The sequence below is a fragment of the Colwellia marinimaniae genome (assembly GCF_002207865.1).
GTDB classification, from domain to species: domain Bacteria; phylum Pseudomonadota; class Gammaproteobacteria; order Enterobacterales; family Alteromonadaceae; genus Colwellia; species Colwellia marinimaniae.
Genome location: NZ_BDQM01000026.1, coordinates 1 through 11,891 on the forward strand (window position 1 = coordinate 1; position 11,891 = coordinate 11,891).

General features: G+C 41.7%; 12 protein-coding genes and 1 pseudogene. 7 read left to right on the forward strand and 6 right to left on the reverse strand.

Going from position 1 to position 11,891, the window contains the following annotated elements; translation table 11 throughout:
• Positions 1-78: 78 nt before the first annotated feature.
• Positions 79-609, forward strand: a pseudogene (locus MTCD1_RS13610) (oxidoreductase); the annotation flags it as partial.
• Between the two features lie 141 nt (positions 610-750).
• Here the strand turns inward: MTCD1_RS13610 and MTCD1_RS13615 are convergent.
• Complete coding sequence (locus MTCD1_RS13615) at positions 751-2,028, reverse strand: bifunctional O-acetylhomoserine aminocarboxypropyltransferase/cysteine synthase (RefSeq protein WP_057179710.1); 1,278 nt, start codon at positions 2,026-2,028, stop codon at positions 751-753.
• A gap of 282 nt (positions 2,029-2,310) precedes the next feature.
• On the opposite strand from MTCD1_RS13615, the gene selD reads away from it, so the two are divergent.
• Complete coding sequence (selD, locus tag MTCD1_RS13620; RefSeq protein WP_088568963.1) at positions 2,311-3,345, forward strand: selenide, water dikinase SelD; 1,035 nt, start codon at positions 2,311-2,313, stop codon at positions 3,343-3,345.
• The gene (gene mnmH / locus MTCD1_RS13625) at positions 3,345-4,466 is read left to right on the forward strand and encodes a tRNA 2-selenouridine(34) synthase MnmH (protein WP_057179712.1); all 1,122 of its coding nucleotides are present in this window, start codon (positions 3,345-3,347) and stop codon (positions 4,464-4,466) included. Before selD ends, mnmH begins: the two co-directional genes overlap by 1 nt.
• A gap of 20 nt (positions 4,467-4,486) precedes the next feature.
• Here the strand turns inward: mnmH and MTCD1_RS13630 are convergent, their stop codons facing one another.
• A complete protein-coding gene (locus tag MTCD1_RS13630; RefSeq protein ID WP_057179713.1) occupies positions 4,487-4,771 on the reverse strand; it encodes a PALP domain-containing protein in 285 nt (94 codons plus the stop codon).
• 67 nt (positions 4,772-4,838) lie between these two features.
• On the opposite strand from MTCD1_RS13630, the gene MTCD1_RS21795 reads away from it, so the two are divergent.
• A complete protein-coding gene (locus MTCD1_RS21795; RefSeq protein WP_231732957.1) occupies positions 4,839-5,075 on the forward strand; it encodes a hypothetical protein in 237 nt (78 codons plus the stop codon).
• A gap of 235 nt (positions 5,076-5,310) precedes the next feature.
• Here MTCD1_RS21795 and dsdA read toward each other — a convergent pair whose 3' ends face one another.
• The 3 genes from dsdA to MTCD1_RS13650 form a co-directional block, all read right to left on the reverse strand.
• Positions 5,311-6,654 carry a D-serine ammonia-lyase gene (dsdA, locus tag MTCD1_RS13640; RefSeq protein ID WP_057179714.1) on the reverse strand — a complete coding sequence of 448 codons (1,344 nt, stop codon included), beginning with the start codon at positions 6,652-6,654 and terminating at the stop codon, positions 5,311-5,313.
• Positions 6,655-6,957: 303 nt separating this feature from the next.
• Positions 6,958-8,031 (reverse strand): cysteine synthase A, encoded by a 1,074-nt coding sequence (locus MTCD1_RS13645; protein WP_057179715.1) that lies wholly within the window; start codon positions 8,029-8,031, stop codon positions 6,958-6,960.
• A 145-nt stretch (positions 8,032-8,176) separates the two neighbouring features.
• Positions 8,177-8,821 (reverse strand): cupin domain-containing protein, encoded by a 645-nt coding sequence (locus MTCD1_RS13650; protein ID WP_057179716.1) that lies wholly within the window; start codon positions 8,819-8,821, stop codon positions 8,177-8,179.
• A gap of 114 nt (positions 8,822-8,935) precedes the next feature.
• On the opposite strand from MTCD1_RS13650, the gene MTCD1_RS13655 reads away from it, so the two are divergent.
• Complete coding sequence (locus MTCD1_RS13655) at positions 8,936-9,280, forward strand: winged helix-turn-helix transcriptional regulator (protein ID WP_057179717.1); 345 nt, start codon at positions 8,936-8,938, stop codon at positions 9,278-9,280.
• Between the two features lie 145 nt (positions 9,281-9,425).
• The gene (locus MTCD1_RS13660; protein WP_057179718.1) at positions 9,426-10,043 is read left to right on the forward strand and encodes a 3'-5' exonuclease; all 618 of its coding nucleotides are present in this window, start codon (positions 9,426-9,428) and stop codon (positions 10,041-10,043) included.
• 5 nt (positions 10,044-10,048) lie between these two features.
• Here MTCD1_RS13660 and MTCD1_RS13665 read toward each other — a convergent pair whose 3' ends face one another.
• A complete protein-coding gene (locus MTCD1_RS13665) occupies positions 10,049-10,960 on the reverse strand; it encodes a LysR family transcriptional regulator (protein WP_057179719.1) in 912 nt (303 codons plus the stop codon).
• A gap of 212 nt (positions 10,961-11,172) precedes the next feature.
• Between MTCD1_RS13665 and MTCD1_RS13670 the strand changes: the two genes are divergently transcribed.
• Entirely contained in the window at positions 11,173-11,859 is a 687-nt protein-coding gene (locus MTCD1_RS13670) for a type 1 glutamine amidotransferase domain-containing protein (protein WP_057179720.1), read from the forward strand.
• The last annotated feature ends 32 nt before the right edge of the window (positions 11,860-11,891 follow it).

Consider the following 11,891-nt stretch of genomic DNA (forward strand, 5'->3'; position numbering starts at 1 on the left):
GAAAGTAATGCAAAGCTTAATAAACAGGAAATATTAATCGCTGCCTATGGGTGACAACAGTGTTCTACAACAGAGCCTGAAATTCATGGTGCTAATGGCTATCTAATCGATCAATTTTTACATCATGATAGTAATCAACGCAATGATGAATACGGCGGCAGCAGTGAAAACATGATACGTTTTGCCCTAGAAGTTGTTGATGGTATTATCGCAAAAATAGGTAATGACAGAACCGCTTTAAGAGTATCACCCGGCGCCTACTTTAATATGGCGGGCGATAGTCGCGATCGTCAAGTCTTTGATCAACTGCTACCAGAGCTTGAAAAACGTGATTTGGCCTTTTTACATATTGGTATCTTTGACGATAGTATGGAGTTTGATTATTTAGGCGGCAAAGCCTCAAGTTATGTGCGAGCAAACTACAGTAAAACCTTAGTTGGTGTGGGTAGTTACACCGCAGAAACGGCGAGTGAGGCAATCAATGCTAATAAGTTTGATCTTATTGCCATTGGCAGACCCTTCATCGCCAATCCTGATTATGTTGCTAAAATCCGCAATAAGCAGCCATTAGTCAGTTATTCGGAGGAGATGTTGACTAGTTTAGTTTGATTGAATTGAACTGACTTCAATCCCGTTGAGGCTAACTTGGCCTAACTTAACTTAAATACATTGAAAACTCGCCACTAGTGGCGAGTTTTACTGTTTAAGCTAAAAGCTATCTCAGCGCTTAGTTGCGACAAGAATTAAAGACTACTTTTGGCTTAGAGTTAATGCCTGCTCAACGTCTGCAAGAATATCTTCAATATGTTCAATACCAATAGACAAGCGCACCATTTCCTTACTTACGCCGGCCTTAGCCAATTCTTCTGCGTTCAATTGTCTATGGGTTGTTGAGGCTGGGTGACAAGCTAGCGACTTAGCATCACCAATGTTAACCAGACGCACAATAAGCTGTAGTGCATCAATAAATTTAGCGCCTGCTTGTTCGCCACCTTTAATGCCAAAGCTTAAAATTCCGCTGCTGCCTTCTGGCATATATTTTTGCGCCAATTGATAATCAGGTGAGGTCTCTAAGCCAGCATAATTTACCCAGTTAACTGCACTATGCGCTGATAAATATTGCGCAACACGAAGGCAGTTAAAACAATGACGCTCCATACGCAGAGGTAAAGTTTCTAATCCTTGTAAAATAAAAAAGACATTCATCGGAGAAATGGCTGCGCCCATGCTTCTCAGCGGTACCACTCGCGCTCTAGCAATAAAGGCGGCATTGCCAAAGGTTTCTGTGTAACTAACACCATGGTAAGAAGGATCTGGCTGATTCAATAGGGCAAAACGTTGCTTATGCTCATGCCAAGGGAAATTCCCTGAGTCGACAATAATACCGCCGATAGAAGTACCATGGCCACCAATGTATTTCGTTAAAGAATGCACCACAATATCGGCGCCATGTTCAAACGGGCGACACAATGCTGGGCTGGCGACGGTATTATCGACCACCAGAGGTACGCCATGTTTATGAGCGATAGCGGCCATTTTTTCTATATCGGCAATATTGCCGGAAGGATTACCTATGGTTTCACAAAAGACGGCTTTAGTATTTTCATCAATTAAACTTTCTAAGGCGACAAAGTCATCATGACTGGCAAAGCGCACTTCAATACCCTGTTGTGGCAAGGTGTGAGCAAACAAATTATAGGTGCCACCATATAATTTATTGATGCTGACAATATTGTCACCCACTTTGGCCAAGGTTTGAATAGTCGCGGTAATTGCGGCCATACCTGACGCTAAAGCTAAGCTGGCAATGCCGCCTTCAAGTTCAGCAACTCTTTTCTCTAAGACCGCTTGAGTAGGATTACCAATGCGAGTATAAATATTACCTTCAACTTTTAAATCAAATAAATCTGCACCGTGTTGGGTGTTATCAAAGGCATAACTTGTCGTTTGATAGATAGGCACAGCAACGGCCTTACTGCTTTGCTCTGGAGTATATCCAGCGTGAATAGCTATAGTTTCTTTGCGCATATTTATTCCTAAGTTACTAGTTAATATAATGATTTTATTCATCATATCGAATAGCGTGCAACGAAGATAAGACCGTAATGTGATTAAGATAGTTTTTTTAGTTATAAAACTATTAATATTAGTTAAACAATATCCTATGCTTTTGAGTGGCTTGATTTAACGCTTATGCACTTGCCACTGAAGTCCGCACTTTGCATAGTAACGAAGATAAATATTAATCCACAGGTGTAACCGCGCAGTTATTACTGTAAATTAGTCTCCTGTTTCTTCATTATACCAACTATCATGACAAAAATTCGTTTGACCCAATACTCACACGGCGCAGGCTGTGGCTGTAAAATTTCACCGTCGGTACTTGATGTGATGCTAAAGTCATCACTGGTTTTACCCGAGAATAATGCACTTTTAGTGGGCAATAGCACCAAAGATGACGCGGCTGTTTTTGATATTGGTAATGATCAAGCAGTGATCTCAACCACTGATTTTTTTATGCCCATTGTTGATGATCCTACTGACTTTGGTAAAATTGCCGCCTGTAATGCCATTAGCGATATTTATGCTATGGGTGGAAAGCCGCTAATGGCGATAGCTATTTTGGGCTGGCCGGTAAAACTTTTAGCACCAGAAATAGCCCAACAAGTGCTTGATGGAGCACGAATTATCTGTGCTGAGGCAGGGATCCCGTTAGCGGGTGGGCATTCCATTGATGCGCCTGAGCCTATTTTTGGCTTAGCAGTTACGGGTCTGATCAATAATGCGCACATTAAGCGCAACAATACCGCAGGGGTTGGCGATCTTTTGTATTTAACTAAGCCGTTAGGTATTGGCATTATGACCACGGCTGAAAAACAAGGGAAATTGTTACCTGAGCACACACAACTAGCACCGAAACTGATGAAAACCTTAAATACTATTGGGCAAAAGTTTGCAGAACTGGATGTTGTTACGGCTATGACTGATGTCACTGGCTTTGCACTTTTAGGACACCTATTGGAAATGTGTCAAGGCAGTGATGTTGCTGCTGTTATTGATTTTGAGCAAGTACCCTGTATGGATTTCGTCAATGATTACATTGATCAAGGCTGCATACCTGGTGGCTGTGAGCGAAATTTTGACAGTTATGGCGAGCACGTTGGGCCGTTAAGCGCCAAGCAAAGAACAATTTTGTGCGATCCTCAAACCAGTGGCGGTTTACTTGTGGCAGTACAACCTCACGGCAAGGAAGAATTTGAAGCTGTGTGTCGAGATAATGGCCTTAACCTACAACCTATTGGTGAGCTAGTGGTGGCAACTTCACCCACCGTGAGCTTGTTGTAATGACCATCAATATTTCAACAATAGCGCGAGCCAACAGCGCAGACTTTCGCGCTATTATCCGTAATAAAATTCCTTTAATGGATGTACGGGCGCCAATTGAATTTGAAAAGGGCGCTTTTAATCAGTCGATTAATTACCCTCTGATGACTGATGATGAACGAGCGGAAGTGGGCCTTTGTTATAAGAATAATGGCCAAGCGGCTGCTATCACCCTAGGCCATAGCTTAGTTTCAGGACAGACTAAAGCGAGTCGACTGGCACAATGGCAAGACTTTGCTCGGGAAAATCCACAGGGCTATTTATATTGTTTTCGCGGCGGTTTACGTTCACAAACGGTACAGCGCTGGTTAAAGGAATCAGGTGTTAACTATCCACTGCTTATCGGTGGCTATAAAGCCCTGCGTCAGTTTTTACTGGACGAACTGGACAAATTAGCATTACAGCCATTGATGATTTTAGCCGGTAATACCGGCTGTGGAAAAACGCCTTTCCTAAGCCATTGTGTTAACAGTTTAGATTTAGAAGGTGCAGCGGGTCATCGAGGTTCGAGTTTTGGCGGCTTTGCTACCAGACAATCAAATCAAATAAATTTTGAAAATAAGCTAGTTGAACAATACATCACGGGTAACTATAACTCAGGGCAAACCTTGCTCTTAGAAGATGAGGGCAGGGCAATTGGCAGCATTCATTTACCGGATAGCTTAAGAAAAGCCATGGTATTAGCGCCAATAGTGGTGCTTGAAGAAAGCTTAGATTATCGACTTGAGCATATTTATCAAGAATACATCATAAAAATGACAGCCCAATACCAAGCTAAATATGGTGTTGAACAAGGCTTTGTCGCCTTTAGTCAGTATTTAGAGCAAGGCCTGTTTAAAGTACGAAAGCGCCTTGGTACCGAGCGTTACGGCCAATTAAAGGCAATACAGAGTACAGCCTTAATGCAACAGAAAAATGGTCTACTGCACTATCATCTTGATTGGTTAAAACCTTTACTCAGCGAATACTATGATCCCATGTATCAATACCAATTAGGGCTAAAGGCCGAAAGAATAATTTTTCGTGGCAATAATGCCCAATGTTTATCTTTTTTGCAAAATGAGCTCGTTTCGGCTCGTTAGTGCTATTTATTTTACTTCGCTTAGCTCACTGTAATCACTGCGCTACTCGGCTCAGCTTGATAACGTTCAAACATGCTGGCGAGGTTTTCATATTCAGTACTAAGCTGCTTTTCTTTTAAAAATTCGGCATTATAAAGTTTACTATAAGAGCGCTCGGCCAAGTCACAGCAAAAGGTGACAATAGTTTTCCCCTGACCCATTTTTGCGGCGGCGTATAAGGCACCAGCAACATTGAGGGCGGAACTACTGCCGAGTAAGATACCGTCACGTTGGCTGAGCTCTCGGGCAACTATTAGGCCACCCATAATAACTTGAGCATATTTTCATCAATTAAGTAGACTTAATTTACCTTGATTAAGTCTAAAGATTGATGTGCCTAAGCCTCGTTCGCAACAAATTAGTTTATTGGATACGCCCTTTTACCACATTTACAGTCGCACGGTACGAAAGGCATTTTTGTGTGGGGTAGATAAAGAGTCAGGTGTTAGTTTTGAGCATAGGCGCGCTTGGATTGAGAAACGACTATTCCAGTTATCTCAAGTGTTTGCTATCGATATCTGTGCGCATGCCGTGATGATAAACGTGGTGAAATTAACCATAAAACGGTAAACATTCTGACAAGGTTACACATCAGTGAAGAAAATTGGTTAAAGCTCACTACAGAGTTTGAAAGTATATTTACAGGAGCCGTAGGCACAGCAGAGCATTTATGTGAATTTAGTGAACATATTGGTTTACAGCGCACACATGGTATAGCCAATGCTCAGGCTTGTTTGAATAGCGCATAGCCTTTTATGAACTATCAGCAGCGTGAGGTTATAATGGGTGGCATAGTTAATGTGATTTACGACTTCACTCCTTTCTGATAATACTGCTGATATTCCTCATCAGGCACCATGCGTCCACCCGTTGCCCACGCAATATGATTAGAATTGGCCATAGCCTGCAGAGAGATTTTTTGCTGTTTAACATACTCTAAAAATTCTTGAGAGTTCTGCAAGGCAACTATACCCGCATTCGACGCCAATGCCGACGGTTCTAATTTAAGGCCTTCACTATCTTGTAACACTGTTAATAGATCATAAAGCCGCTGGTCGGCTACTGTATAGATGCCACTTAACAGCGGCTCAATAAATTTACCTACAAAACCAGATGCTCGGCCAACCGCTAAACCATCTGCACAGGTTAAACCATCGAGACCAATATCTTGAACACATACCTCATCGTGCAAGCCAGTGTGCATGCCTAACAACATACAAGGTGCCGCCGTCGGCTCGGCAAAAAAGCAATGCACGTGATTACCAAATAACTGCTTTATGCCGAAGGTAATCCCACCCGGTGCACCGCCCACACCGCAAGGTAAATACACAAACAAAGGGTGTTCGGCATCCACTAAAATATTATTTTCAATCAGTTGCTTTTGCAAATGTAAGGCCGCTATGCTGTAACCCAAAAATAATTGTTGAGAATTTTCATCATCAACAAAATGACATTTTTCAGTAGCCAGTGCTTGCTTTCGGCCATGCTCAACCGCCTTACCGTAATCGCCTTCATGCTCGATCACATTGACCCCATTGCTGCGTAGAACGTCTTTTTTCCACTGTCGCGCATCCGCCGACATATGCACGCTGACCTTAAACCCTAACTTGGCGCTCATAATGCCAATACTTAAACCAAGATTCCCAGTCGAGCCGACAACAATACTGTGCTGTGCAAAAAATTCCTGAAAATCTTCGTTGGCCAAAATATTATAATCATCTTCTATTTTTAGTTTACCAGCTGCCAAGGCGATTTTTTCAGCATGAAATAAAATTTCATAAATCCCGCCGCGGGCTTTAATAGAGCCTGCAATCGGTAAATGGCTATCGCATTTTTGCCAAAGACTGCCTTGTAGCATTGCATCACTATTTTTCTGGACTGCATTTTTGAAGTCAGCTATTGCTACCAATGGGGATTCAATGATGCCACCTTGCTCGGCTGTTTCTGGAAACACCTGAGCGATGTACGGCGCAAACCTTTGTAAACGCGCAGCAGCTTGTTCGATATCGGCACGCTGTAAAGTTAATTTTTCATTACCAGACGGAGACAACAAAGGATTAATCCAAGTTAGTTCTCGCTGCCGATTTAGTTTTTCCAATAATGGGAATTTTTTAATTAATTCGGTTTTCGAAAACGCGGGACTATTCATAAACTACCTTTAAAAATTCAATTATCAATTTAGCCAATTTAGCAGATAGCTACTAAAATGGAAATAATCACAGTCTCTTTTTTATTGATGATTATGAGTGGCTGTTAGCTATTTTGTGCTTGATGCTTAAGTGAAAATAACGGCTTATGGTTATCAAGAACAAAATTCACCAGATTAAGTAGCTATATACCCTATTAATGTTTCAATTTATCCGATTATCCGTGTTTAAACGCGGATAATCGGATAAAGGGGAATAGTGAGTAAGTGCTGCTTATCCAGAGTTCAGGTTATATTACTAAGCTGTCATTTATTGATATCAACCACTGCGCTAGCTGGCTCTGCTTGATAACGTTCAAACATGCTGGCGAGGGTTTCATGATTGGTACTAATCTGCTTTTCTTTTAAAAAATCGGCATTATAAAGTTTACTATAAGAGCGCTCGGCCAAGTCACAGCAAAAGGTGACGATAGTTTTGCCAGGGCCCATTTTTGCCGCAGCATATAAGGCACCAGCAACATTGAGGGCTGAGCTACTGCCGAGTAAGATACCGTCAAGTTGGCTGATCTCTCGGGAAATGGTCACCAAGTCTTGATCCGGTAACCGTATGGCCTTAGTTATCTTGGCCTGGCGGAAATTTTCGACAGTACGCATAATGCCAATGCCTTCGGTAAAGGAACTACCGCTGGCTTGATACTGGCCGGTTTTTAAATAGTGGTAGATGCCTGAGCCGTGGGGATCAACCAGCCATGTTTGTAATTGCGGGTTCTGCTCTGATAAATACCTTGAGTTACCCGCTATGGTGCCGCCAGTACCAACTACCGAAACCAGGGCATCAATATGGCCTTGGGTTTGTTGCCAAATTTCTGGCCCGGTATTGAGATAATGGGCTTTACAATTACTGGTATTCTCAAACTGATCGGCCCACCAATAATCACCATGCTGTTCACCAAGGCGTTTGGCAGTATGATAAAAATGTTTTGGATCGGCAAAGGGGCAGGCATCAACGAGTAATAATGTTGCGTTATATAGCGCGATCATTTGTTCTTTTTCTTTAGCTTGTCCTCTAGGCATTACCGCTAACATGTTAAAACCATAGGCATTGGCCACGAGTGCTAAGCCAATACCGGTATTGCCGGCGGTGCCCTCGACTATGGTCATACCGTTTTTCAATTGACCACTTTCTATGGCGTCTGTTACTAACTGCAAGGCAGCTCGGTCTTTAATAGAGCCTCCTGGGTTTTGCTGCTCACACTTTAATAAAATCTCACAACCAGTTAACTCGCTCAGGCTATTGATGCGTAATAAATCGGTATTACCGATCAATTCAGTGATGTTATTGGCAATGTTATTGGTAGTGCTAGGGGAAAATATTGTCATGGCATCTTCAAAGTCGCGAGGTGTTTATAAAAGCGTAGACCTAGCTAAGGCTAAGTCAAGCTGCTGTTATTTAACCTTAATATTAGTCGCCGGGGATGATGGCAAATAACAGAGGCTGTCCTAGATGAGTCATTAAGTGTTAAATTTACAGGTGACCCACCTTAACCAATATAATTGTCTCTTGTTCTACATAAGGAAAATGCTCACTTAAATGCGGACTACGAAGCCAAGTGCCTGCGGGATAGCGGCCATACTCATCCATGAACTCGCCACTAATAACAAATATCTCTTCGCCGCCGAAGTGTTTGTGTGGTTGAAATCGCTCACCTTTGGGCCACTTAACCAGCGCGGTAGATTCACCTTGGAAGTTGTGCAGTGGCATAACCATTAAATTACCCATACCCGGTGACCAGCTTGTTTTAGTGGTATCAATGATTAGATGTTCATTATCACCTGATTGAAATTGGTGCAGCTTCACCAATAAGATACAACCGTCTTTACTAAATGGCGCATGACGAAAGCCTTCAGGATTTCTAAAATAACTTCCCGCATGATAGTCACCGGTGTGATCAGAAAAACTGCCTGATAACACAAAGATTTCCTCACCTAGCGGATGATCATGTTCATTAAAGCTAGCGCCAGGCTCAAACTTAACTAAGCTGGTGGCATGACCTCTTTCTGCATCTTCTCTGGCTAAAGGTTTACGCCATACACCGGCGTGCGGACTAGCTAGCCAAGGTTGCTCTTGAGTATTAATAACGACTTTTTCAGTGAAGTTCATATTGAGCATGATTTTTCCTCTAATACCCATTAATTAAATAATCTACTTGGTATAATATCCTCTACTCAATACTATACCAAGTACGCACAATAGGGTTTGCTAAGCACTTTTAGGTACATCTTTATGAATAGTGAGACAATTAAATTTTCAAGAAAATCAGCACCTGAAAAGACTGCGCGTATGGTTGAAAGTATTGTTGGCTGTAAATGGTCGCTCACCGTTTATAATTTACTGAAGAATGATATTCGTCGGCCAGGCGAAATGGTAAAAAGCGTCGAAGGCTTAACCACTAAAGTGTTAAATGCTTGTTTAAAGCGCAATATAGAGTTTGCTATTGTTGAACGGGAAAGTTTTAATGAAATTCCACCTAGGGTAGAATATAGAGTAACGGCGTTAGGCGATAAATTTATCCATATACTGACTGAATTAGAAAAGCTGCAAACAGAAATAGATGACGGTAATTTGTAAGATTTTTGTTGTGTTCTTTAACTAAATAAGCTGAATTATGGTTAATAAATTTTTATCTAACTAATGATATTATTGCGCTTAGAAGAAATAAGCCGCAAAATGAAGCTCTGCACCGAACAGCCATCCTAAGTAGAAACTAATTTATATGAACGCTAATTCGCTAATAATTCTCGATTTTGAAACAACGGGTCTTTCTCCCAATAATGGTGATAGAGCCATTGAAATAGGTGCGGTAAAACTTGAAAACGGTGTGGTCACCGAGCGCTTTCAAGAGCTGATGAATCCAGGACGACCAGTGAGTTATTTTATCGAAGACTATACCGGCATCACCAATGAAATGTTGAGTGATGCTGCGCCCTGTCATGAGGTAATGGCACGCTTTGCTGATTTTATTCAAGGGCAAAACCTTGTCGCCCATAATGCCTCTTTTGATAAACGCTTTTTAGACAGTGAGCTAAAACGTATATCGTCAAACTATGATGGTCAGTTCGGCTGTTCGTTACTGGTCTCGCGCCGATTATATCAAACCGCGCCTAATCATAAGTTAGGTACCTTGATTAATTATAAAGGCATAGCCTCAAAGGGCAGTTTTCATAGGGCATTATACGACGCTGAAATGACGGCCAAACTGTGGTTAGCCATGCTTGATGACATTCAACAGCAAACGAATGTTGATGAGGTACCGTTTTCTTTAGTGCAAAAATTGGCAAAAACCACTAAAGCGAATGTGGCTAAGTTATTCGCTAACTATGTCGTTAGCTAAATAACCTAAGGTTTTTTTGTGCTTATTTGGCTGGTAAAATACTCTTTTAAAAAATTAAGCAATAACCTCAGTTTTTTAGAGTTAGCCGTGCCTGGCGGGAAAACCCCATAAACATTGATATCGCTTAAACTGTAATCATCAAGCACCGTTTCTAAGGTACCAGCCTTGATTTTTGGCCAAGCATCATAAGTTGGAATACGAGCTAAACCATGTCCGGCTTCAACAAATGCGGTACGCGCCGCGGCATTATTGGTACTAATAGTTCCTTTGGTGTTTACGCTGAACGAACGACTGCCTTTAGTTAGGGTTATTACCCCTGAGGTTAATTTGTAGATCACCCATTGATGATTAGTTAAATCTGCTGGCTTCGTTGGCCGCCCATATTGAAGAAAGTACTCAGGTGCAGCACAAAGACACGTTTTTAGGGTGGCGAGTTTACTTGCTTGTAAACCTGAGTCAGGCAAAGGCGCACCACGAATGGCCAGATCGATGCCTTCTTTCATGATATTAACCACTTCATCAGTCAACATGACATCAAGCTCAATTTTTGGATAAATCTTCTTAAATTCATTGAGTGCTGGCACCACAGTCTGCAAGCCAATATTTACCGGGCAGGTAATTTTAAGTAAGCCGATGGGCTCATTTTTGAAATTTTCAATTTGCTGATTGGCGGCACTGGCTTGCTCGGCAATAATGCGACAGCGTTCATAGTAGGCTTGGCCGGCTTCAGTAAGCTTGATTGAACGTGTTGAACGATTAAGCAGTTTTACTTCCAGCTGTGCTTCAAGCTTTTTTAAATGATAACTAACTACGGCTCGAGATAGCCCTAAATGTTTAGCGGCGGCGCTTAAGCTGCCTTGATCAATGACTTGAGCAAAAACAACCATACTCTTCAGTCGTTCAAATGAAACATCCATAACACTACCTAGCACTCATAAAATAACGGACAATACGATTAATTAGCTATTGTATCAATTATTAATACAATGTTGTCAGTTTTATCTGCATTGTTCATCTATGGCGGTAGTTCTATACTAGCTGCATCTCAACGAAGAAATATTCCTTATGGTTAGCTAAATCGCTAACTTAAATAGCTAACTTATATAATTAAATAGATGGATGAATGAACATGACTAAAAAAATATTGATGGTACTTACTTCACATGATGAGCTTGGTAACACGGGCAAAAAAACTGGTTTTTGGGTGGAAGAGTTTGCCGCCCCTTATTACGCTTTTATCGATGCGGGTGTTGAAGTAACACTGGCGACACCAAAAGGCGGGCAAGCACCTATTGACCCAACAAGTACCTTAGCCGATTTCCAAACATCAGCCACTGAACGTTATGATGGCGATGAGGTAGCACAAGCTAAAATTGCTAACACAGTGCAGTTATCTTCTCTTAGTGAAAGTGATTTTGATGGCGTATTTTATCCAGGTGGTCATGGTCCATTATGGGATCTTACCGATAATAAAGACTCAATCGCCTTGATTGAAAGCTTTCTTAACGCAGGTAAAGCTGTTGCGGCAGTTTGTCATGCCAGTGCCGCCTTATTAAATGTAAAACAAGCGTCGGGTGAATTTGCCATTAAAGGCAAAGCAGTAACCGGTTTTACCAACAGCGAAGAAGAAGCCGTGCAATTAACCGAAGTTGTGCCTTTTTTACTTGAGGATGAACTGATTAAGCGTGGCGGCGAATACCAAAAAGCGCAAGATTGGCATGCCTTTGTCGTACAAGATGGCCTTATTATTACCGGTCAAAATCCAGCGAGTTCGGCCTTAGCGGCAGAAAAATTACTGACTCAGCTTTCAGCTTAACTTAGTTGTTTAGGTAATCAGCTAGGTAATCA